19 protein-coding genes and 1 pseudogene are annotated in these 22167 nt (G+C 63.3%); 12 read left to right on the forward strand and 8 right to left on the reverse strand.

The window, feature by feature from the left end; genetic code table 11:
* Positions 1-104, reverse strand: a pseudogene (locus tag FQP90_RS15040) (pyridoxal 5'-phosphate synthase lyase subunit PdxS); the annotation flags it as partial.
* A gap of 192 nt (positions 105-296) precedes the next feature.
* A complete protein-coding gene (locus FQP90_RS15045; protein WP_144651857.1) occupies positions 297-977 on the reverse strand; it encodes a GntR family transcriptional regulator in 681 nt (226 codons plus the stop codon).
* A 130-nt stretch (positions 978-1107) separates the two neighbouring features.
* Between FQP90_RS15045 and purU the strand changes: the two genes are divergently transcribed.
* The 10 genes from purU (at position 1108) to FQP90_RS23340 (ending at position 14600) form a co-directional block, all read left to right on the forward strand.
* Entirely contained in the window at positions 1108-2025 is a 918-nt protein-coding gene (purU, locus tag FQP90_RS15050) for a formyltetrahydrofolate deformylase (protein ID WP_144651859.1), read from the forward strand.
* A gap of 48 nt (positions 2026-2073) precedes the next feature.
* Positions 2074-4566, forward strand: coding sequence for a GcvT family protein (locus tag FQP90_RS15055; RefSeq protein WP_144651861.1), 2493 nt, complete (start codon positions 2074-2076; stop codon positions 4564-4566).
* Positions 4567-4582: 16 nt separating this feature from the next.
* Positions 4583-5209 carry a cyclodeaminase/cyclohydrolase family protein gene (locus FQP90_RS15060; protein WP_144651863.1) on the forward strand — a complete coding sequence of 209 codons (627 nt, stop codon included), beginning with the start codon at positions 4583-4585 and terminating at the stop codon, positions 5207-5209.
* Complete coding sequence (locus FQP90_RS15065; RefSeq protein ID WP_144651865.1) at positions 5206-6090, forward strand: bifunctional 5,10-methylenetetrahydrofolate dehydrogenase/5,10-methenyltetrahydrofolate cyclohydrolase; 885 nt, start codon at positions 5206-5208, stop codon at positions 6088-6090. The genes FQP90_RS15060 and FQP90_RS15065 overlap by 4 nt, the downstream gene beginning before the upstream one ends.
* 10 nt (positions 6091-6100) lie before the next feature.
* Positions 6101-8419, forward strand: a complete 2319-nt coding sequence (locus FQP90_RS15070; protein WP_144651867.1) for an FdhF/YdeP family oxidoreductase — start codon at positions 6101-6103, stop codon at positions 8417-8419.
* Positions 8420-8575: 156 nt separating this feature from the next.
* Complete coding sequence (gene fdhA / locus FQP90_RS15075; RefSeq protein ID WP_144651869.1) at positions 8576-9793, forward strand: formaldehyde dehydrogenase, glutathione-independent; 1218 nt, start codon at positions 8576-8578, stop codon at positions 9791-9793.
* A gap of 107 nt (positions 9794-9900) precedes the next feature.
* Entirely contained in the window at positions 9901-11160 is a 1260-nt protein-coding gene (locus FQP90_RS15080; RefSeq protein ID WP_144651871.1) for a molybdopterin molybdotransferase MoeA, read from the forward strand.
* A gap of 104 nt (positions 11161-11264) precedes the next feature.
* Positions 11265-12071, forward strand: a complete 807-nt coding sequence (locus FQP90_RS15085; RefSeq protein WP_144651872.1) for an IclR family transcriptional regulator — start codon at positions 11265-11267, stop codon at positions 12069-12071.
* Positions 12072-12356: 285 nt separating this feature from the next.
* On the forward strand, positions 12357-14378 hold the full coding sequence (locus FQP90_RS15090; protein ID WP_244296794.1) for a BCCT family transporter: 2022 nt from the start codon (positions 12357-12359) through the stop codon (positions 14376-14378).
* 45 nt (positions 14379-14423) lie between these two features.
* Positions 14424-14600 carry a hypothetical protein gene (locus FQP90_RS23340; RefSeq protein WP_167510501.1) on the forward strand — a complete coding sequence of 59 codons (177 nt, stop codon included), beginning with the start codon at positions 14424-14426 and terminating at the stop codon, positions 14598-14600.
* 71 nt (positions 14601-14671) lie between these two features.
* On the opposite strand, the gene FQP90_RS15095 is transcribed toward FQP90_RS23340, so the two are convergent.
* From FQP90_RS15095 to FQP90_RS23790, 5 genes are all read right to left on the reverse strand, one after another.
* Complete coding sequence (locus tag FQP90_RS15095; protein WP_144651876.1) at positions 14672-15352, reverse strand: fasciclin domain-containing protein; 681 nt, start codon at positions 15350-15352, stop codon at positions 14672-14674.
* A gap of 170 nt (positions 15353-15522) precedes the next feature.
* Positions 15523-15897 carry a VOC family protein gene (locus FQP90_RS15100; protein WP_144651878.1) on the reverse strand — a complete coding sequence of 125 codons (375 nt, stop codon included), beginning with the start codon at positions 15895-15897 and terminating at the stop codon, positions 15523-15525.
* A gap of 171 nt (positions 15898-16068) precedes the next feature.
* Positions 16069-17586 (reverse strand): alpha/beta fold hydrolase, encoded by a 1518-nt coding sequence (locus FQP90_RS15105; protein WP_144651880.1) that lies wholly within the window; start codon positions 17584-17586, stop codon positions 16069-16071.
* A 46-nt stretch (positions 17587-17632) separates the two neighbouring features.
* The gene (locus FQP90_RS15110) at positions 17633-18967 is read right to left on the reverse strand and encodes an acyltransferase family protein (RefSeq protein WP_144651882.1); all 1335 of its coding nucleotides are present in this window, start codon (positions 18965-18967) and stop codon (positions 17633-17635) included.
* Positions 18968-18977: 10 nt separating this feature from the next.
* Positions 18978-19109 (reverse strand): hypothetical protein, encoded by a 132-nt coding sequence (locus FQP90_RS23790; protein WP_280115986.1) that lies wholly within the window; start codon positions 19107-19109, stop codon positions 18978-18980.
* On the opposite strand from FQP90_RS23790, the gene FQP90_RS15115 reads away from it, so the two are divergent.
* Together FQP90_RS15115 and FQP90_RS15120 are read left to right on the forward strand one after the other, a co-directional pair.
* Positions 19102-20355: a sensor histidine kinase gene (locus FQP90_RS15115; RefSeq protein WP_144651884.1), complete on the forward strand. Its 1254-nt coding sequence runs from the start codon at positions 19102-19104 to the stop codon at positions 20353-20355. The two genes, FQP90_RS23790 and FQP90_RS15115, sit on opposite strands and share 8 nt — an antisense overlap.
* Positions 20343-20981, forward strand: coding sequence for a response regulator transcription factor (locus tag FQP90_RS15120; protein WP_144651886.1), 639 nt, complete (start codon positions 20343-20345; stop codon positions 20979-20981). The genes FQP90_RS15115 and FQP90_RS15120 overlap by 13 nt, the downstream gene beginning before the upstream one ends.
* A 38-nt stretch (positions 20982-21019) precedes the next feature.
* Here the strand turns inward: FQP90_RS15120 and FQP90_RS15125 are convergent, their stop codons facing one another.
* The gene (locus FQP90_RS15125) at positions 21020-22132 is read right to left on the reverse strand and encodes a mandelate racemase/muconate lactonizing enzyme family protein (protein ID WP_144651888.1); all 1113 of its coding nucleotides are present in this window, start codon (positions 22130-22132) and stop codon (positions 21020-21022) included.
* Between the last annotated feature and the right edge of the window lie 35 nt (positions 22133-22167).

A 22167-nucleotide genomic window follows, 5' to 3' on the forward strand; every position in this document is an offset into this window, starting at 1 on the left:
TCGGCGATGCGGGCCTGCTCGACGTTAACGACGTCCATGATGACGCCGCCCTTGAGCATCTCAGCCATGCCCCGCTTAACACGGCTGCTGCCCGTGAGCGGAATGTGTTCGAAAAGAGGGTGTCGTGTAGTCACGTGGTACTCCAGGGACTTGGGGCTGTGATTGCATCACAGGCGCGCCGAATGCCGTGGCGGGCCAGAGGGCCCGCGTGATATCCGGGTGATATATTAGGTGGGTTTCAGTATGCAAGCACACAACCCCCGAGTCAATGGGCCGCCAAGACCACACGGCGAGGGTTACGCCGCAAACAACGCCTGGCGAACAGCCTGCTCGAAGCCACTGACATGGACGCGGGCGAGTTCGGCAGCTTCTTCTTCGTTGCCGTCAATGACAGCCCGCAGGAGATCCAGGTGCTCGCGGACGTGGTGCTCGAGGTCCGGAAGGCGGTCCAGCACCATGCACCAGATGCGCGTGGCCAGATTGTCGTAGCGAATCAGCACATCCTCAAGGTGCGGGTTCGCGGCGGCTGCATAGATGCCCTGGTGAACACTCGCGTCGAGGCGCAGAGTTTCAACCACCGAGGCCGCGCTGACATCGAAGTCCTCCACGGCGCGCATGACGTTTCGCAGATGCTCCCTGGTGGCAGGCGAAGCCACCCGCGCCGCGCGGGCGGCGGCGAGGGGTTCCAATTGGGCCCGAATCTCGGAGATAAAGGCCAGGTCCGTCACCTCAACGCGGGTGGCAAAGGTTCCCCGCCTCGGATAGGTAATCACCAGCCGGTCCAACTCAAGCCTCTTCAGCGCTTCGCGCACCGGAGTGCGTCCGATCTCGAGGTCCTTGGCGAGTTGGTCGTCATTCAAAAGGTCGCCAGGTTTGATTTCCAGCATCAGCAGCCGGTCGCGGAGGCGTTCATAGGCGACGTCGGCCAACGACTTCTTCGTAGCATCGCCGGCGATTGCCAGAGTTCCAAAAGCCACAGCGCCTTCCCTTCTTCACAACCAAAAAACCTATTGACCTGCCCCGGTCACCAGTATACGCTGATTTCCAATGCTAATATATCAGTTCGTGATTCAGGAATATATCTAGGCAAATACCTAAGGAGGACGCATGACCCTCGTGGCTTCAGACTCACACCTCAGCACCCTTCCGGCAGAACGCGGCCAGCTCAAGGACGAGCAGGCGCAGAAGTTCGTACTCACACTGTCGTGCGTCGAACAGCCGGGCATCGTGCAGGCAGTTACCACTTTCCTCTTCGACCGCGGCTTCAACATCGAAGAACATCAGCAGTTTGACGACAGCCTGCGCCAGACATTGCACCTGCGCACTGCCTTCTCCGGCGGCCAGAGCTACTCGCCGGATCAGCTGGAGGATGAGTTCCGTTCCATCGCGGACCGCTTCGACATGAAATTCAGCTTCCACGACCAGACCAAGCAACGCGTCCTGGTCATGGTCTCCAAGTTTGGCCACTGCCTCAACGACCTCATCTTCCGCTGGCGCGGGGGCAGCCTCGGCGGCGAGCTCGTCGCCGTCGTCTCCAACCACGAGACCCACCGTGCAATGGCCGAGGCAGCCGGCCTGCCCTTCATCCACGTCCCTGTAACTCCGGACACCAAGGCCGAGGCGGAGCAAAAGCTCCTGGAACTCGTGGACGAATACAAGGCGGACCTGGTGGTCCTGGCCCGCTACATGCAGGTCCTTTCGAACGACCTGTGCCGCCAGCTGGAAGGACGCGCGATCAACATCCACCATTCCTTCCTTCCCGGCTTCAAGGGCGCCCGCCCGTACCACCAGGCCTACGACCGCGGCGTGAAGCAGGTGGGTGCAACCGCCCACTACGTCACCGCCGACCTGGACGAGGGGCCGATCATCGAGCAGGAAGTCATCCGCGTGGACCACAGTTACGGCCCCAATGCGCTGTCCACTGTGGGCCAGGACGCGGAAGCTCTGGCGCTTTCCCGCGCCGTCCGCTGGCACTGCGAACACCGCGTCCTCCTGGACCGGACCAGCACGGTCGTCTTCCGCTAACCAGCCCGTTCAAGCCCGCCCCACACGAACTTCCGCAGGAGAATTTTCATGGCATCCACGCCTCGCATTGTCATCATCGGAGCCGGGATCGTCGGCACCAACCTCGCCGACGAACTGGTCACCCGCGGCTGGAACAACATCACAGTCCTGGACCAGGGCCCCCTGAACATGCCCGGTGGCTCCACGTCCCACGCCCCTGGCTTGGTCTTCCAGACCAACCCCTCCAAGTCCATGGCACTCTTCGCCAAGTACACGGTGGAAAAGCTGCTGTCCCTCACCGAGGACGGGCAAAGCTGCTTCAACCAAGTGGGTGGCCTTGAGGTCGCCACTACGGAGACCCGCCTGGCGGACCTGAAGCGCAAGCTCGGCTACGCACAGTCCTGGGGTATCGACGGCAAGATCCTTTCCCGCGAAGAGTGCAAGGCGCTCTACCCTCTCATCAATGAGGAAGACATCCTGGGCGGCCTCCACGTACCCACCGACGGCCTGGCGCTGGCTGCCCGCGCAGTCCAGCTGCTCATCAAGCGCACGGAAGCCGCCGGTGTGAAGTACATCGGCAACACCGAGGTGACCGGAATCGAGCAGTCAAACCGCCGCGTGACCGGCGTCGAGACCCCTGACGGCGTCATTCCCGCGGACATCGTGGTTTCCTGTGCCGGCTTCTGGGGCGCCAAAGTGGGTGAGCTGATCGGAATGTCCGTCCCGCTCCTGCCGCTGGCCCACCAGTACGTCAAAACCACTCCGGTACCCGCGCAAAAAGGCAAGAATGAACTGCCCAACGGCGCCCGGTTGCCCATCCTGCGCCACCAGGACCAGGACCTTTACTACCGCGAGCACGGCGAGCGCTATGGCATTGGTTCCTACGCACACCGCCCCATGCCCGTGGACCTGGACGAGCTGGGAAGCTACGAGCCCAGCAGCATCAGCGAACACAACATGCCTTCCCGCTTGGACTTCACCCTGGAAGACTTCCTTCCCGCGTGGGAAGCAACCAAGCAGATCCTGCCGGCACTCCGGGAAAGTGAGATCGAAGATGGCTTCAACGGCATCTTCTCCTTCACCCCGGACGGCGGTTCCCTGGTGGGCGAATCCAAGGAAGTGGATGGCTTCTTCGTCGCCGAAGCCGTATGGGTCACCCACTCCGCCGGCATCGCCCGCGCCGTTGCCGAATTGCTGGTAGATGGAAAGTCGAAGATCGACCTTGGTGACTGCGACATCCACCGCTTCGAAGAAGTCCAGCTGACCCCCGAATACGTCAGCGAAACCTCCCAGCAGAACTTCGTGGAAATCTACGATGTCATGCACCCGCTCCAGCCCAAGCTGTCCCCGCGCAATCTTCGTGTCAGCCCCTTCCACGCCCGCCACAAGCAGTTGGGCGGATACTTCCTGGAAGGCGCCGGTTGGGAGCGCCCGTACTGGTTCGAAGCCAACGCCGAACTGCTGAAGGAAATGCCGGACGACTGGCAGCCTCCGGCCCGTGACGCCTGGTCCGGAATGTTCAGCTCCCCCATCGCCGCGGCAGAAGCATGGAAGACCCGTACAGCTGTTGCCATGTACGACATGACGCCGCTCAAGCGCCTGGAGGTCTCCGGCCCGGGTGCCCTGAAGTTGCTTCAGGAACTGACCACCGGCGACCTGGCCAAGAAGCCCGGCGCCGTCACCTACACCCTGCTCCTGGACGAAGCCGGCGGCGTCCGAAGCGACATCACGGTGGCCCGCCTGAGCGAAGACACATTCCAACTGGGCGCCAACGGCAACATGGACACGGCCTACTTCGAGCGCGCAGCACGTCACCAGACCGAGAACGGAAGCGCCAGCGACTGGGTCCAAGTCCGTGACACCACCGGTGGCACCTGCTGCATCGGTTTGTGGGGTCCCCTGGCCCGTGACCTCATCAGCACGGTCAGCAGCGACGACTTCACCAATGACGGCCTGAAGTACTTCCGCGCCAAGAAGGTCACCATCGGTGGGGTCACCGTCACCGCGATGCGACTTTCCTACGTGGGCGAACTCGGCTGGGAGCTCTACACCAGCGCCGACAACGGGCAACGCCTCTGGGACGCCTTGTGGAAGGCCGGCCAGCCGTTCGGCGTGATCGCCGCCGGCCGTGCCGCCTTCAGCTCACTGCGACTCGAAAAGGGCTACCGCTCCTGGGGCTCGGACATGACAACCGAGCACGACCCCTACGAAGCGGGCCTCGGCTTCGCCGTGAAGATGACCAAAGAGAACTTCGTCGGTAAGGCGGCTCTGGAAGGACGCAGCGAGGAAAGCTCGGCCCGCCGCCTGCGCTGCTTGACGGTCGACGACGGCAGGAGCCTGGTGCTGGGCAAGGAACCGGTGTTTTATAAGGACCAGGCGGTGGGTTATGTCACCAGCGCCGCCTACGGTTACTCGGTCCGCAAGCCGATCGCCTACGCCTACCTGCCCGCTGCCGTGTCGCTGGGAGACTCCGTGGAAATCGAGTACTTCGGCCGCCGCATTCAAGCGACCGTCACTGAGGATCCACTGTACGACCCCACTATGAGCCGGCTCCGCGGCTAGGACGCCAGGACTGCACATGATCAGCTCAGAAACCATCAATGACTACCTCTCCCGGCTTGCTTCACGTCAGCCGACCCCCGGTGGCGGTGCAGCTGCGGCACTGCATGCAGCACAAGGTGCTGCATTGGTTGCCATGGTGGCCAGGTACACCACCGGCGCAAAATATGAGCAGCACGCCGCCTTCGTCAACCGGATCACCAGCGCAGCCGACCACTTGATCGTCGAGGCATTGCGCCTTGCCGATGCCGATGAACACGCCTTCCAGGCCGTCATTGACTCCTACAAACTCCCCTCAAGCACGGATGACCTCAAAGCCGCACGAAAAGCAGCCATCCAGGACGCCCTGGTCCAGGCGGCCCACACTCCTGCCGAACTCATCAAGGTTGCCGGCGAGATAGTGGATCTGGCCACTGAAATCTTTGACGTGGCCAATCCCAACGTCATCAGCGACGTCGCTGCTGCAGCGGACGCAGCCCGCGCAGCTGCGACCACGGCCAGGGTCAACATCGACATCAATGTGGTTGCCATCAATGACGCCGATGCCCGCTCGCGTTTGGCGGAGCAGACAGATGGGCTCGAGGACAAGGTAGTCCTGGCTGCCGACTCGTTGGTGAAGCGCGTCCGCGAAAGGATCCTCGCATGACCACCGCAGTGCTTTCCGGCAAGGGGCTCGCCGCCCTGATCCAGCAGCAGGCCGTCGAGGGGACGCGTCTCCTCGACGATGAGGGCCTGCGTCCTGTGCTGGCCGTTGTTGTTGCAACCGACGACGAGTCCACACTTTGGTACGTCCGCTCCATCGAGCGTGCAGCCGAACGCGCGGGCGTCGGTTGCAGGATCGTGGACCTTGGCCACGACGCCTCCGAGCACGTGCTGGCCAGCGTCCTGGAGGACCTCAGCGCGGAGCCCTCAGTCCACGGCATCATCCTCCAGACTCCCCTGCCGGCCGCTGTTGCGGCGGACCGGCTGGTGGGGCTCATCGCTCCGGAAAAGGACGTCGACGGCGCCAATCCGCTCAGTCTTGGCCGTTTGGCTGTCGGTCAGCCCGCCTTCGCACCCGCTACTGCGCGGGCCGTCGTTGAACTGCTGGACCACTTTCAGGTGCCGGTCGCTGGACGGAACGTGGCCGTCGTCGGGCGTTCCGCGGTGGTGGGCAAGCCGCTGTCCTTGCTGCTCCTCGGGAAAGACGCGACCGTCACCATCTGCCATTCCAAATCGGGCGAGCTGGAGCGCTACACCCGGCCCGCCGACGTCGTGGTTGTTGCCGCCGGGCGGACCGGACTGCTGAAAGGCAGCCACGTCTCGACTGAGACGGTGGTGATCGACGTCGGCACCAACGTCCTGCCCGACGGATCCCTGGTGGGGGACGTTGACGAAGCCAGTGTTACCGGAGTGGCGGCCGGCCTGAGTCCGGTTCCCGGCGGCGTGGGGTCGGTAACCACCGCGCTTTTGCTGCTCCACACCGTGGAAGCCGCCCGGCAGCAGTCCCGAACCACGTTGCTCACGGCTTCCACCTCCCGGATCTGAAGGGTTTCCCATGCATTCCAAAGCTCCGCGCGAGAACATCGACGAGTCAAAGCTCACCATCGGTAAACCCAAGACCAAGGCAGTTGGCATTCCGGCTGTTGCCAACGCCTTGAAGATTTCACTGGAACAGATGGGGCCCTTGCGCAGTGTCCAAACCCTGCTGGCAGTGAACCAGCTGGACGGGTTCGACTGCATGGGGTGCGCCTGGCCTGAGCACGAGAAGCGCAACGCTGCGGAGTTCTGCGAGAACGGCGCCAAGGCAGTGGCCGAGGAAGCCACCCGGCGCCGCGTCACGCCGGAATTCTTTGCCCGGCACTCCATTGCCGAGCTCAAGACCCGGGATGACTTCTGGCTGGGCCAGCAGGGCCGGCTCACCCACCCAATGTTCCTCGATGAAGGCGCAACCCACTACAGGGCAATTGACTGGGAAGATGCCTATGACCTCATGGCCGAAGAGTTGCGGGCCATGGAACACCCGGATGAAGCTGTGTTCTACACCTCCGGCCGGACCTCCAACGAAGCGGCATTCGTGTACCAGCTTCTGGTCCGGGGAATTGGCACCAACAACCTCCCGGACTGCTCCAACATGTGCCATGAATCCTCCGGCTCCGCGCTGGTGGAAACCATCGGCATCGGCAAGGGTTCCGTCAGCCTGACGGACTTGGAAACGGCATCGCTGATCTTCGTGGCCGGACAGAATCCCGGGACCAACCACCCACGCATGCTCAGTGCCTTGGAAAAGGCGAAGAAAAACGGCGCGATCATCGTGTCCGTCAATCCCCTGCCTGAGGCCGGGCTCCTGCACTTCGAAAATCCTCAGCATGTGGCCGGAATGATTCAAGGAACGCAGCTAACGGACGACTTCCTGCAGATCCGTGCCGGCGGCGATCAGGCCCTGTTCCAAGGCCTCGGCAAGTACCTCCTTGAAGCCGAAGCTGACGGCCGGAACACCCCTGGCCTGCGCACGGTCCTGGACCACCAGTTCATCGACAACCACACAGTGGGCATCGATGACTACCTCCGCTACCTGGAGAAGGTGGAATGGGATGACATCGTGGAGGCATCGGGCCTTACCTTGGAGCAGATCCAGGCCACGGGAGAGCGGCTGCTCGCCTCCAGCGCCACCATCGTGTGCTGGGCCATGGGACTGACCCAGCACAAGCACTCCGTCCCCACCCTCCGCGACGTGGTCAACGTCCTGCTCCTCCAAGGGAACATCGGCAAGCCCGGCGCAGGTGTTTGTCCGGTCCGCGGCCACTCGAACGTCCAAGGCGACCGCACCATGGGTATCTTCGAAAAGATGCCTTCGACGTTCCACGACCGGCTGGACCAGGAATTTGAGTTCCGCTCTCCCCGGGAACACGGCTACGACACTGTGGCAGCAATTCGCGCCATGCGGGACGGGAAAGTCCGTTTCTTCATGGGGATGGGCGGCAACTTCGTCCGGGCTGCACCGGACTCCGAGGTCACCGAGCAAGCATTGGCCAACACGGGCTTGAGCGTGCAGATTTCCACGAAACTCAACCACTCGCATCTGTCCACGGGGCGGCGGGCGTTGATCCTGCCAACCCTGGGACGCACCGAGAAGGACACCCAGCGCACGGGCGACCAACGGGTCACCGTGGAGGACTCCATGAGCGCCGTCCACGCATCCCGGGGACGGCTTAAGCCCGCAAGCGACCACCTCCACTCGGAGGTCGCCATCGTCTGCAATCTCGCACAGAGACTGTTTGCCGACGGCAACGCCCGCCTTCCCAACACGCCCAAGGCGTCCTGGCTCTCCCTGCGGGACGATTACTCCTTGATCCGGAAGCACATTGAAGCAGTGTTTGACGGCTTCGAGGACTTCGAGGCGCGGATCCAGCACCCGGGCGGTTTTGTGCTGCCACACCCACCGCGCGACGCCAGGAAGTTCGACACCGCGTCCGGAAAAGCCCACTTCACGGGCAATGCTTTGGAGTTCATCAAGGTTCCTCCCGGCCGGCTGGTCCTACAAACCCTGCGCTCACACGACCAGTACAACACCACCATTTACGGGAAGGACGACCGTTACCGTGGCATCCACGGTGGCCGACGCGTGGTGCTCGTCAACGCCCAGGACATCAGCGACCTGGGTTTTGCCGACGGCGACATGGTCCACCTGATCTCCGAGTTCCAGGGAACGGACCGACGTGCCGAGAATTTCCGCATCGTGTCGTACTCCACCCCCAAGGGCTGCGCGGCCGCGTACTACCCCGAAACCAACGTCCTGGTGCCTCTGGATTCCGTGGCGGATACCAGCGGTACACCCACCTCAAAGTCCGTGATTATCCGCCTGGAAAGGGCCTAGATACGTAACAGATTTATCCGTTCACCCATGTGTCCAGTGGTCCGTGAATGGTGCTTCGGTGGCCTGAAACCTGGGGAGGTATTCCTCATCGAAGCACCGCTTTCGGATCATTGGTCAGCACGTTTTCAGCAACAGCCAAGAGTAAAGGGAGTGACCATGTCAGGAAACAAAGCAGTCGCCTACAAGGAACCCGGTGTCGTCGAAATCATCGACACTGACTACCCGACGTTTGAGCTCAAGGACGGACCGGGCGTCAACCCGGCCAACGTCGGGCGGAAGGTGCCGCATGGCGCCATCCTCCGCACCGTGACCACCAACATTTGTGGTTCGGACCAGCACATGGTCAGGGGCCGCACCACAGCCCCGAAAGACTTGGTCCTCGGCCACGAAATCACCGGCGAAGTGGTGGAGGTGGGACCCGACGTCGAATTCATCAAGGTGGGCGACATCGTGTCGGTGCCGTTCAACATCTCCTGTGGCCGCTGCCGGAACTGCAAGGAGCAGAAGACCGGCATCTGCCTCAACGTCAACCCCGACCGCCCGGGCAGCGCCTACGGATACGTGGACATGGGCGGCTGGGTGGGCGGACAAGCAGAGTACGTGCTGGTCCCCTACGCCGACTGGAACCTGCTCCGATTCCCGGACCGCGACCAGGCCCTGGAGAAGATCATGGACCTGACCATGCTCTCGGACATTTTCCCCACCGGTTTCCATGGCGCCGTCACCGCCGGAGTTGGTGTGGGCTCCACCGTATACGTTGCGGGTGCCGGACCGGTGGGCCTTGCTGCCGCCGTGGGCGCGCAACTGCTTGGCGCCGCCGTCGTGATCGTGGGCGACATGAACGAAGACCGCCTGGCACAGGCGCGCTCCTTCGGCTGCGAAACCGTCAACGTCTCCAACGGCGACCCCAAGTTGCAGATTGAGCAGATCCTCGGAGTACCCGAGGTGGACTGCGGCGTGGACGCCGTGGGCTTCGAAGCCCGGGGGCACGGCAAGGACGCTTCGCACGAGGCTCCGGCCACTGTGCTGAACTCCCTGATGGACATTACGGCCGCAGGCGGTTCGCTGGGCATCCCTGGCCTGTACGTTACCGGCGACCCGGGTGGAATCGATGAGGCTGCCAAGCACGGCTCCCTCAGCCTCTCCCTGGGCACCGGCTGGGCCAAGTCCTTGTCCTTCACCACGGGTCAATGCCCCGTCATGAAGTACAACCGCCAACTGATGATGGCCATCCTCCATGACAAGGTACAGATCGCCAAGGCAGTCAATGCCCAAGCCATCCCGCTCGAAGATGCACCGCGCGGCTACGCCGAGTTCGATGCGGGAGCGGCCACGAAGTTCGTGCTGAACCCCAACGGCTACGTGAAGGCTTAGCACGCAACAACAGATACCGGGGACTGCGCGGCAAGATTTACGGGAAGGCCGTGCAGTCCCCGGTATCTTCGCAATGCCAGAAGCGCCACCTCAGGAAGCGGACCTCCATGCTTGCACCAGAACTCGTCGCCACTGCACCCAATCCCCCGGTCCCGGTCCCGGTCCCGGACAAACGAAGGCACGCCCCAACCTGGGCCGAGGCCCGGCGGTTGGCCTACGACTGCGCCGGTCCGCTGCCGCCGCTGAACGTTTCCCTCGCCGACGCGGTGGGACGCACGCTGACGGTTGACGTCCGCGCGTCCCGGGATCTCCCGCACTATGCGTCGTCCGCCATGGACGGCTGGGCCATCAACGGCAGCGGCCCGTGGACCATCACGACGGCGGGGCTGCCGCTGGCACCGGGCGAAGCAAGCGTCATCGCCACGGGCGGATGGATTCCTCCAGGCGCCGGGGCAGTCCTGCGCAAGGAAAGCGGGCTGGTCCGCGAAGCAACAGGGCGAGCCCGCCAGTTGGCACTGAGACCTGATGCGAAGCCCAGCGAAACGGTACCCGGAAAGCACATCCGTCCCACCGGAGAAGAAGCAACCGCCGGCGATGTCCTCATCCGGGCCGGAACGGTCCTCAATCCTGCCCACATAGCCCTCGCTGCCGTGGCGGGCCGCGACGAACTGCAGGTGCAGCGCAAGCCCATTGTCGCCGTCGTCCTTACGGGATCGGAGGTGGTGACCTCAGGTGAGCCGGAACCGGGACGGGTCCGCGACGTGTTCGGCCCGCAGTTGGATGCCGTTATTTCGCAACTGGGCGGGGAGCCCGGTGGCCACCACAGGATTGGCGATTCTTACGCCGAGTGGTTGAAGGCACTGGCCGGCGGCGGCGAGGGCCGACGTCCCGACGTCACCGTGACCACCGGCGGAACCGGTAAATCCGGAACAGACCATTTCCGTGCGGCGGTGGACGCCCTCGGTGGGCGGCTCCTCCTGGACGGTATCGCCATGCGCCCCGGCCACCCTGCCGTGTTGGCGGAACTTCCCGATGGCCGATTCATCATCGGGCTCCCGGGAAATCCCTTGGCCGCCATGATGGCGCTCATGACCCTCGGCGAACCACTCCTGGCCGCTGTGGGAAACCGGCCGTTCCGTAGATCCGGCCTCATGATGTCCGGGGCAGACGTAGCTCCGGACCCCGGACGGACACGCCTCATGCCGTGCACGTTCGTCCACGAACTCGCCTTCCCAGCCGCCCACACCGGTCCGGGAATGATGCGCGGGCTTGCCGGGGCAGACGGATACATGGCGGTTCCCCCTGAGGGTGTAGCAGCCGGCGCGACTGTCCCCGTGATGCCACTGCCATGGACCGTCATGGTGTGAAAGGGTCCGTCCAAAACTCCGTCTAGGATGTGGAAAGACGAAGGTGCAGGCCAGGCAGGGCTACCAGCCCGGGCCGCCTGCCTGGACAACGGACACGAGGCACCATGGCCGCACGCAACAATCCGGACATTGACAAGGACGCAGACGCCCAGGGCGGAGGCGTCCAGTCAGTGGATCGCGCCCTCCAAATCCTGGAGATCCTGGCCCGGGAAGGCGACGCCGGCGTGAGCGAAATCGCCGAGGAGATGGGCGTCCACAAATCCACCGTGTCCCGGCTGGTTGGCTCCTTGGTCAACCGTGAACTGGTCCGGCAGAACAGTGAACGCGGCAAGTACCAACTGGGCTTCGGGATCCTTCGCCTGGCATCTTCCATCCCCGGCAGGCTGAGCGTTGTGCACGAGGCAAGAGCGGTCCTGGAGGCGCTGGCCGCCGAATACAAGGAGACCGTCAACCTGGCAGTGTTGCGGTCAAACTACGCCGTTAACGTGGACCAGGCCATGGGCCCCTCAACACTGGCCACTTACGACTGGGTGGGCAGCCTGACCCCGCTGCACGCCACGTCCAGCGGCAAGGTCCTTCTTGCTGCCCTCACCGCCGACGAAAGAAGCCAGGTATTCAAGGCAGTGGGCTTGCCCGCGCGAACGCCCCGGACGGTGACAAACCGCGGCGAGCTGGAAAAGCAGTTGCTGGACGTGGCGCGCAACGGATACGCCACGGTCCACGAAGAGTTTGAAATAGGCCTCACCGCCGTCGCCGTCCCTATTTTCAACCATGCGGGGAACGTCATCGCCGCGGTAAGCATTTCCGGGCCGGCGTTCCGCTTTGCCCCTGAAGACCAGCCAGGGCTAATCGACGGGCTCCGCGAGGCTGGGCTGACCATCAGCGGACGGATGGGCTACAGGCACCGCTGAGGATGGGCTACAAGCGCCACTGAGCGCGCTCTACGCAACGTGGCCCATGATACGCAACATATTCGGTCGGGAGCAACTGATATATCAATTGGCCCTTAATGTGGATACAAGTCTTGACTTTGGGTGTGACGGAGCGCACTCTGTTGCTTAGTGCGGATGTTGTTGATTCCTGCGGAACGCTCCTCAAGCTCGACGAGCCCAGTGTTCAACCCCGGCCCGCCAGGAATCACGCCCCGGCCCATATGTAAACGCCAGCCCATGACACGCCGAGCAAAGGACCCGCTCATGGCTATAAACAGCGACACAAAACCCACAACCCCTGAGGAGTTACCTGCCGACGACCACCCGGCAGCAACTCCAGCAGCAACCCACAACGCCCACGCGGAGCGCCCTGACGAAAGCATCAGCGTCTCCCCCGATGAAACCAACCCGGCAGTCCTCGACGCTGAGGACGGCGGCGTCGAGCCCCTTCCCGATGCTGAAGAATACGAACAGATCATCGAAGAGTTGCGCCACGCCAAGACCGAGCAGGCCGTTTCGGCCCGCCGGAACCGCAAACTTACCCTCGACAAAGTCACCTTCGGGATCACGGGCGCCATCGCCGTCGCCTTCGTGGTCTGGGGCTTCGTCGGAAGGGACAGTCTTTCTGAAACCTCCAAGGGCGCCCTGAACTGGGTCATGGAGTACACCGGCTGGCTGTTCATGGTCCTCGCCTCATTGTTCGTGGTCTTCGTCCTGTGGCTTGCCCTCGGCAAGTTTGGCAACATCCCATTGGGCAAGGACGGCGAGAAGCCCGAGTTCCGTACCATCTCCTGGGTAGCCATGATGTTCGCCGCGGGCATGGGCATCGGCCTCATGTTCTATGGTGTTGCCGAACCGTTGTACCACTACATCTCACCGCCGCCGGGCACAGTGGATGGCCGCACACCGGCAGCCATCCAGACGGCCATGGCCACATCGATCTTCCACTGGACCCTGCATCCCTGGGCCATGTACGCCGTAGTCGGCATCGCCATGGCCTATGGCACCTACCGCCTGGGCCGTAAGCAGCTGGTCTCTGCGGCCTTCACGTCGCTGTTCGGCATTCGAATGGTTGAAGGCCCGCTGGGGAAGTTCATCAACATCCTTGCCATCTTCGCCACGCTGTTCGGTACAGCCGCTTCCCTGGGCCTGGGCGCTCTCCAGATCGGCAGCGGCATGACCTCCAACGGCTGGCTGGGTGAGGTGGGCACTCCGGTGCTCGTGGTGATCGTCGCGATCCTGACCTTCTGCTTCGTGGCCTCGGCCGTGTCGGGCATCAGCCGCGGCATCCAGTGGCTCTCCAACATCAACATGGTCCTGGCCGTGGTTCTGGCCCTCATCGTCTTCGTGGCCGGGCCCACCCTGTTCATCCTCAACCTGATCCCCTCTGCAGTGGGTGACTACGCCCGGGACCTGGCCGAGATGTCGTCCCGGACAGAAGCGGTGGGAGACGACGCACTGCGCAGTTGGATGACCAGCTGGACCATCTTCTACTGGGCCTGGTGGATTTCCTGGACGCCCTTCGTGGGGATGTTCATTGCCCGGATCAGCCGCGGACGAACCATCCGCCAGTTCGTCACCGGCGTACTGCTGGTGCCCAGCATCGTCAGCGTCATCTGGTTCGGAATCTTCGGCGGGGCCGCGTTCCATGTCCAGCAGGAAGCCGACAAGGCCGGCACTCCAGGGCTTGTGACCATGGTCAACGGCGCCCCCTCCATCAACTTCGATGGTGCACTGTTCGACCTGGTCAAGAACCTGGGCATGCCGGGATGGCTCACTGGAGCCGTCATCGTTCTGGCCATGGTCCTGGTGGCGATTTTCTTCGTGACCGGCGCCGATGCGGCGTCGATCGTGATGGGATCCCTCAGCTCCAATGGCGCCGAACACCCGCGCCGTGGAGTGGTGATCTTCTGGGGAAGCCTCACCGGCGCCGTGGCCGCCGTCATGCTGCTCGCCGGCGGTGACGAACCATCCGAAGCCCTGTCAGGGCTGCAACGGGTCACCATCGTAGCGGCGCTGCCGTTCATCGTGGTCATGTTGTTGCTCTGTTTCGCCCTCGTCAAGGACTTGCGCCGCGATCCCCTGTCACTGCGGCGCCGCCTGGCCACATCCGTTGTGGAGCGGGCAATCCGCACCGGAGTGGAACAGCATCGCGGTGTTCAATTCGACCTCGTCACCAGGCACGACTGCGCCGAGAAATGCCCGGACTCCGACTGTCCCGGAGGAACAGCTACCGGGAGCATTCCCGTGGTCGGGAATCCCACCCCGGAGTCCCGCGACAAGTAGCACGACTCGCAGCTGACACCCATTCACACATCAGGAAGGTCCGCCATGCCCAAAACCTCTGCCCCTGGCACACTCCGTCTCAGCAACCAAGCCAGCGAGGACGTAACCCTCACCCTGGACTCATCCAAGCCCCTGACAGTCCGGATTGAGGTGGACGGCTGCCCGTGCGGCTCCGCCCATGATCGGCCCGGTTCCTATGTGGACAGTGACTTGAACCGCTAGCCCATTGCACATCAAAGCAGGCGCCGGATCCCGGCGCCTGCTTCGTTGTTTGTACTGCTATGGCCTATGGCCTATTTGGGCATCAGCACTGAATCGATCAGGTACACCGTGGCGTTGGCGGTCTTCACGCCGCCGCAGATCACGTTGGAAGCTCCGTCAACCGTGAGGGCATCCTTGGTGCCGGCAACCGTCACTTCGCCACCCTGGACAGTCTTGTGGGTGCCGACGATCTGGTCCGGGGTCAGCTGGCCGGGGACTACGTGGTAGGTGAGGATCTTGCTCAGCAGGGCATCGTCCGTCTTGAGCGTTTCGATCGTCGCCGGGTCGATCTTGGCGAAGGCATCATCAACCGGTGCGAACACCGTGAATTCGCTGCCGTTCAAGGTGGAAACGAGGTCCACCTTGGGGTTCAGCTGACCTGAAACAGCGGCGGTCAGGGTCTTGAGCAACGGGTTGTTGGAAGCAGCTACGGCTACCGGGTCCTGGGCCATGCCCGTGACCGAACCGGCACCGTCCGGAACCTGTGCGGCGTAACCGGCGCAGCCGGGGCCTACAAGGTTAGCGGCCGGATCCATGGCGGCGCTGCTCATGGCGGAAGCCGACGGCGACGGTGCCGCCATGGAAGTTTCCGGTGCTGCTGACGAGGAAGCAGGGGTACTGGAGGTGCTTGAACCACCACAGGCCGTGAGTCCGAGAAGGGCGGCTGCAGTGAGGCCAACGAAGGCGAGGGCGGGGCGCTTTGTGGACAACATGTCATTCTCCTTATTTTTGGAACCAGGGCGTTGGGTCCATGGGGTACGGGGCACGGGCTGCCCGGTGTTGCTTTCGCGTCACCGGCGGTTTGTGCCTCACCAGCTATTCGGAGGACCGGCAGGGATGGATGGGTGCGGATTGAAAAAGTTTTTTTCACCCCGTTGTTGTTTTAGAAGTACGGCCGTGTGATGAGTTCAAGCGCGTGGCCCGAGGGGTCTTTGAAATAGACCCCTCGGCCACCATGCTCGGTGTTCGTCTCGCCGGGCCGGGTCATCTGCGGATCCGCCCAATGTTCGACGCCGGCACTCACCAAACGCTGATAGGCGCGGTCAAAGTGCGCGTCGTCCACCAGGAATGCGTAGTGCTGCATCTGGATCTCAACCGGTGGCTCAGCGAACTGCAGCATCACCCCGCCGGCCAGGGAGAGGTTGGTGAACGGCCCCCAGCTGGGAGCTTGGCCGGCTTCAAGGATTGATCGGTAGAACTCGGCGGAAACCGTGCGGTCGAGGGACGCGATGATGGTGTGGTTGAAAAGCGCTGGCATGGATAACTCCTTGGATGTGGGTTCGTTTCGATGGGTTGCTGGGTCATCGATCCACAAGGCGGGGCACGCGAGCGCGTCAGAGGTCGGCCGGGTAGCCGATCCGTGCAGGGCAGAAGCCCGATCCGGTCATCACGACCGCAAGCCTACCTGAGCCTGGAGGCCCGGTGCGTCCTACTTGCCGCAGACCACGTCCTTCACTGGAAGCTTGCCGTCGAGGAGGTATTGGTTCACGGCGGCATTGGCGCATTCGTTGCCATACGTCGGGAAGAGGGCGTGATTTCGGCCCGGAACCGTCAGGAGGCGTGAGCCCTTCATGGCCCGATGCATGCCCAGCCCTTCTTCATACGTGGTCCGGGTGTCGCCCACTGCCTGGATCTGCAGGGCAGGAATGGTGTTGTCGATGGTCAGCGGGGTGGGGGGAGCATCCCGCCAGAAGGAACACGGAGTAATGGTGTGATGGACGGGGGCAAAGATCGGCTGATCCACCCGCTGCCGTTGAATTTCGTCCCAGTACCATTCCGGGTCAGTGGGCATAGTGGAGTCTCCGCACACGATGGCGAGGGTGGCGGAATAGTCGGCTCCGGTGCCCAGCTCCGTGTCAAACCACGCTTGGACCAAGCCTGCCAGCATGGGGTGCAGTTCTACGTTCTTGCCCTGGGCCAGCTCGCGCAGTTGCACAAGGACCTGCGCGAAGGTCTGGTTGTCCTCTTCAAGGTCGCTGACACCATTGACGTACATCAGGAAGGGCAGGACATGATCGTCCAAGGTGTAGTTGCCCACCTGTATGGGCCGTAGAGCTGCGTCACTGATGAGTTTTTCGATTCCCTGACGGACTTCACCGGCAGTGGAGCCCAGGGAGTATTCAGTGTTTCGGCCGGCGGCCCATTCTGAGAAATCGTCAATCGCGTTCTCGTTGGCTGCGGCCATGTCCTTGAACATGGTGATGCCGTACTTGGCGGGATCGGGTGCGCTGTCCAGGACCAGGCGGTCGATTCTGTCCGGGAACATCTGGCTGTACGCAGCGCCGAGGTACGTGCCATAGGACCAACCCAGGAACGAGGTCTTCGCTTCGCCCAGAACAGTCCGGATCACGTCAACGTCCCGGGCGATGTTCTGCGTGTTGATGTGCGGGAGGACGTCAGGGTACTTTTCCCAACAGCGGTCGGCCGCTTCCTTTGCCCGGGCGACGTTCTCGTCGAACCCACTTCGATCGGCACCGGCTGACCGCATCCAGGTCATCTGGGGGACACCGCAGTCCACGGGTGTGCTCTTCCCCAGCCCGCGGGTGTCCATGCCGATGACGTCGTAGGCCTTGGCCACCTCATCGGTCATACCGGATCGAAGTATGGCGGGCAGGCCCAGCCCCCGCCCGCCGGGTCCGCCGGGGTTGGTCTGCAGGATTCCGCGCCGTTGGGCCGGATCCATGGAGACAATACGGGAGATGGCTACGGAGATTGTCTTCCCACCCGGATCGGCATAATCAAGGGGAACGGTGACCATGGCACACTCAGTCCCCGAGGCCGCGAGCGCCTCGTCAGCACAGGCCGCCCACTGAAGTTGTTGATCGTGGAACCGGGAGAGAGACCCGCCCGAATCTGCCGGCACAGTTGTTGGCGCGCAGCCGGCCACAAGAGGCACGGTGAGCAATATTGCAGCAATGGCCGAGGCCTTGGTCTTGGTCTTGTTCATAATGTTCCTTTTCCAGAGAGTTTCTTGGACCGGGGGCGGGGTGCAGCTAGTGGTAACGCCTGAGCCTTCCCAAGCTCGCCTGACCGATGAGTGCTGTGCTGAAGAGCAGGACGCTGATGGCTGCGGCACCCGGGGTGATTCCTTCGATGAGGAGGACGACGACTCCCGAGACTCCCAGCAGGGTGCTGACAGTGGCCCGGCGGCTGGTGGCCAGCGGCCCTCCGGCGGTCTTGTTGATGCGTTCAAAGCGCCCGAAGAATCCGGCGGTCGGGACAAGGACACACAGTGCGGCTGCCAACCAAGCGGGCCTGCTCAGCCACCACTCTGCCGTGCCCGGAACCGGCAGGGGCAACGGCGAGATGAGGAGCAGGCCCGCCAACCCCACCAGGACGGGCATATGCCAGAGGTAGACGGTCATCGCCCGGGAACCGACCGCACTGACCAGGGCCATGACGGAAGGATTCGCGGCCCACCTCCGGATGGGCGCCTGGCACATCGAGAAGATCATCAGTTGCGCCACCGCCAGGAGGACCAACGCTCCCGTCGGTGGGTTGAGGTTGGCCAGCATGTCCCCCGAGTACACGCCCAGCCACGTCAGCACCAACAAAACCGCCAGCGAGCATCCGGCAGTCCACTTCCGCACGGTCGGTGTCAGGCGATGAATGGAACCGTCCGCAAGCCAGAAACCAAGCTGCTGGATGAAGAGCCACACGAAGAGGAGGTTGGCGTACCCGAAGGCAGCCTGCCCCGACAGAATCCGCAGGCCGTCGACGGCGGCGATGGCCAGCAGGAGGCCCACCATGGTGCGGACTTTTGCCCGATCATGAATCTGGGCAAGCAAAGGAACCAGTGCGGAGCTTCCGAGGTAAACGGCTAGGAACCACAGGGGCTGACTGATCCGGTAGCCGGCGGTCGACACAATATCGGCGGGAACGCCCACCAGGGTCAACAGCACCAGACCTGCGCCGACCAACCCCACAAGGACCACAGCCGGGACAAGGAGCCGCACCAGGCGGCCCCTGACGTAGTCGGCAGCGGTGGCGCCACGGGCTGACATTGCCCGCCATTGCGAGATCGAGCTGAAGCCTCCGGCTATGAAGAAGAGCGGCATGATTTGCACAAACCATGTGAAGGCCGCAAACACGGTGTTGCCGTCAAGCGCATTCTCCAGGACAGGGCCATGCGGTCCCAGGCTGACACCTACCATCAAGGCATGGAGCGCAACCACAACCACCAGGCAAAGGCTCCGAATGACGTCTATGCTCGCGTCCCTGGAGCTTGATATACCCTGTGCCGGCGGGCGCCGACCGGTAAGAATGGTTCCGGTTTCCGGGGCTGTCTTCACCGGCCGGATCGCTGTGGATGTCGCGTCGCTGTTCATACCTTCGACGCTACGGATCGCCGGAAAAGCGCACGATGGTGCGGACCACCGTCTTCCTGATGGTGCTGGCCGCCCCCTCGAAGGTGGACCTGGCTATACCGACGGCATGGGCATTGCTCAGGCAGACTGAATGGATGATCACAACACGACTCCGGCGATGGTGGCGCGCCCTTGCGTATCTGGCCCTTGAACTGCTGGCCAGCATCATCTCCATGGGCCTGTTCATGGTGGGTGCAGTGCTTACCCCGCTCCTTCTGTTCAGCGGGGGGTGGCTCATTGCGCCACGGGCCGTGGCCGTCCTGCGGTGGTGGACAACCAAGGCACGCCTACGGGTCGCCCGCTACTCGGGAGTTCCGTTGGCTGCCGAGTACATCCCAATCCCCAAGAACCCCTCCTTCGAAGAGCGGCTCCGATTGGTCTTTTCCCGCACCACCGGCCGCGATTCCCTCTGGTTGGTGGCCCATGGACTCCTGGTTCCGATCATTACCCTGCTGTGCATCGGGCTGCCCCTCTCGGCCCTGAACTCGCTTCTCATCCCCAGCTACTGGTACCTCCTGCCCCCGGATCAGCCTGTCTCCAGCCTCTACCCGGTGACGTCCTGGGACGGCGCGGCCTGGATGGTGTTGGTGGGCGTGGGGTATGCCGCCGTCTCCTGGTGGCTGATCCCGGCGGCGGCCATGGGTCTCACCTGGATTCAGGCGCGCATCCTGGCCCTCCCTTCCAAGTCGTCACTGGTGGAAAGGGTCACCGCGCTGACCGCCAGCCGCGCCGCTGCCCTGGACGCTCATGCGGCGGAACTCAGGAGAATCGAACGCGATCTTCACGACGGCGCACAGAACCGCCTGGTGGGCGTGGTCATGATGCTGGGGTTGGCCGAGCGGACCCTCGAAAAGAACCCCGAAGATGCGCTGCCCCACGTGCGCAGGGCGCAGCAGGCAGCCACTGAAGCACTGGCCGGACTCCGAACGGCCGTCCACGACATCCACCCCCCGATCCTGGACGAGCTCGGGCTTGAGGGAGCGCTCTCCGCCCTCACGGGAAGGTCGGCCATCCCTTGCCTGCTGACGCTTACCGAACTGCACCGGGTACCCGCAGCACTGGAATCGGCCAGCTACTTCATCATTGCCGAGGCTTTGACGAACGCCAACAAGTACAGCGCTGCCACTGAGGTGACCGTCGCGGTGAGCCGCGGGCAAGGTTCCTCCGGCTCCACCGATAAACTGCTCATCTCAGTCGAGGACAACGGTCGCGGCGGAGCATTTGAACGGCCCGGCGGCGGCCTTGCCGGGATTCGCCGCAGGACGGCGGCTTTCGAAGGGGTCGTGGAGTTCGATAGCCCGGCCGGTGGACCTACAACTGTCAGAGTGGAGCTGCCATGCGGGTGGTAATAGCAGAGGATGACGCCCTCCTCCGGGAAGGACTGTCGCTCCTTCTCAAGAGCGAGGGTTTCGATGTCATCGCGGCGGTCGATAACGCCGATGACTTCCTCGCCGTCCTGGACGACGCCGATGCTGCCGTCCTGGACGTGCGGATGCCACCGACCTTCACAAATGAAGGGCTGCAGGCAGCCCGTGAAGCCCGACGGCGGCGGCCCGGGTTCCCGGTTCTGGTCCTCTCCGCTTATGTGGAGGACCGCTATGCCGGCGAGCTGCTGTCCGAGGGCGCTGCCGGCCTCGGTTACCTGCTGAAGGAGCGGGTGGGCAAGGTGGCTGAGTTCACGGACACCCTCCGCCGGGTGGCTGGTGGCGCCACGGTCATGGACCCGGAAGTGATCTCCCAGCTCATGAGCCGTCGCGGAGCCAGTGACCCCATCAGCACCCTCACTCCGCGGGAACGCGAAGTCCTTGGCCTGATGGCCGAAGGCCTGGACAACCTCTCAATAGGGGCGCGCCTGGTGGTGACGGAGACCGCGGTCAGCAAGCACATCGGCAATATTTTCCAGAAGCTCCAACTCTCCACCATGGACCGGGGACACCGACGCGTCCTGGCAGTCCTGGCCTACCTCCGGTCGTAGCCCCACAACCCAGCCACCCGCCGTCGTCCGCTCGATGGTTACCGTGAAACCTCACGCTCGCTCACCGTGAGTTCTGCAAGCACGTCAAGGTCCACGTCCACGCCAAGGCCCGGCTTCTCAGTGATGTGGACATCCGGGATCACGTACTTCAGGTCTCCGGGTTCCTTGGCGAACCTCAACGGTCCCGACAGCTCTGTGGAAACGATGTTGGGATGGCTCAGCGCCAGATGGAAACCCGCGGAAGAAGCGATGCTGGTCTCCAGCATCGAACCGATCTGAACCTTGAGTCCCCCGAGCTCCGCCTGCGTTGCCAAACGATGACACGGCGTGATGCCACCGCTCTTCATGAGCTTGAGATTCACCATGTCCACGGAGCGGTCCCGGACGAAGTGGGCAAGATCCTGGGCATCCACCACGGCTTCATCAGCCATCAGCCTCATACCGGTGGCCTGGCGCACCAAGCGGAAGCCGTCGATGTCATCGGCCAGGATCGGTTGTTCCACCCAATCGACATCGAACGGTTCCAAGGCCCGGATCATGGTGCGTGCCGTGGCCGGGTCCGCCCAGCCTTGGTTGGCGTCGACCCGGATGCCAAGGTCCAGCCCAATGGCTGCCCGGACGGCTCGTACACGCTCAATGTCCAGCCCGTCAGCACCACCGAGCTTCATCTTGAGGTGGCGGTAGCCCTCCTTCCTGGCTTGCACCGCCTGCTCCGCGAGGACTTCCGGGGCCAGGATGCTCATAACCCGTGCGATGGTTGGCTGCTGGGGCCGCCGTCCACCGAGCAAGGCATGGATCGGACGCTCCGCCGCCTTGCCGGCAAGGTCCCAACAGGCAATGTCCACCGCTGCTTTAGCCGCGCCACAACCCTTGAGGGCCGCATTCAGGCGCTGGTGGATGGCGGTGATATCCCTCGGATCCATGCCCATGACAGCGGGCAGAAGTTCCGTTGTGAGGGCTTCGACCACACCGGTCGGCGTCTCGCCGGTGATGTGTCCGTCAGGCACGCTTTCACCGTACCCAACCAGGCCGTCGTCGGTCTCCAGGGCAAGGACCACGCTGGGCATCGACGGGTAAGAGGCGTAGGCGACCACGAAGGGTTCCACCAAGGGAAGGTCGATCAGGGTAATGGTGGCGCGGGAGATTTTCATGGGTGGCTTCCTATCCACTGGTACTGGGCGGGGTT

Origin of the sequence: Paenarthrobacter nitroguajacolicus, assembly GCF_007786235.1 — a bacterium.
In the GTDB taxonomy this organism is placed as follows: Bacteria; Actinomycetota; Actinomycetes; order Actinomycetales; family Micrococcaceae; genus Arthrobacter; species Arthrobacter nitroguajacolicus_A.

Bases quoted from the DNA above. Each gene is read 5' to 3' on its own strand.
- purU (WP_144651859.1), top strand. From the start codon at position 1,108: ATGACCCTCGTGGCTTCAGACTCACACCTCAGCACCCTTCCGGCAGAA.
- FQP90_RS15055 (WP_144651861.1), top strand. From the start codon at position 2,074: ATGGCATCCACGCCTCGCATTGTCATCATCGGAGCCGGGATCGTCGGC.
- FQP90_RS15060 (WP_144651863.1), top strand. From the start codon at position 4,583: ATGATCAGCTCAGAAACCATCAATGACTACCTCTCCCGGCTTGCTTCA.
- FQP90_RS15065 (WP_144651865.1), top strand. From the start codon at position 5,206: ATGACCACCGCAGTGCTTTCCGGCAAGGGGCTCGCCGCCCTGATCCAG.
- FQP90_RS15070 (WP_144651867.1), top strand. From the start codon at position 6,101: ATGCATTCCAAAGCTCCGCGCGAGAACATCGACGAGTCAAAGCTCACC.
- fdhA (WP_144651869.1), top strand. From the start codon at position 8,576: ATGTCAGGAAACAAAGCAGTCGCCTACAAGGAACCCGGTGTCGTCGAA.
- FQP90_RS15080 (WP_144651871.1), top strand. From the start codon at position 9,901: ATGCTTGCACCAGAACTCGTCGCCACTGCACCCAATCCCCCGGTCCCG.
- FQP90_RS15085 (WP_144651872.1), top strand. From the start codon at position 11,265: ATGGCCGCACGCAACAATCCGGACATTGACAAGGACGCAGACGCCCAG.
- FQP90_RS15090 (WP_244296794.1), top strand. From the start codon at position 12,357: ATGGCTATAAACAGCGACACAAAACCCACAACCCCTGAGGAGTTACCT.
- FQP90_RS23340 (WP_167510501.1), top strand. From the start codon at position 14,424: ATGCCCAAAACCTCTGCCCCTGGCACACTCCGTCTCAGCAACCAAGCC.
- FQP90_RS15095 (WP_144651876.1), bottom strand. From the start codon at position 15,352: ATGTTGTCCACAAAGCGCCCCGCCCTCGCCTTCGTTGGCCTCACTGCA.
- FQP90_RS15100 (WP_144651878.1), bottom strand. From the start codon at position 15,897: ATGCCAGCGCTTTTCAACCACACCATCATCGCGTCCCTCGACCGCACG.
- FQP90_RS15105 (WP_144651880.1), bottom strand. From the start codon at position 17,586: ATGAACAAGACCAAGACCAAGGCCTCGGCCATTGCTGCAATATTGCTC.
- FQP90_RS15110 (WP_144651882.1), bottom strand. From the start codon at position 18,967: ATGAACAGCGACGCGACATCCACAGCGATCCGGCCGGTGAAGACAGCC.
- FQP90_RS15115 (WP_144651884.1), top strand. From the start codon at position 19,102: ATGATCACAACACGACTCCGGCGATGGTGGCGCGCCCTTGCGTATCTG.
- FQP90_RS15120 (WP_144651886.1), top strand. From the start codon at position 20,343: ATGCGGGTGGTAATAGCAGAGGATGACGCCCTCCTCCGGGAAGGACTG.
- FQP90_RS15125 (WP_144651888.1), bottom strand. From the start codon at position 22,132: ATGAAAATCTCCCGCGCCACCATTACCCTGATCGACCTTCCCTTGGTG.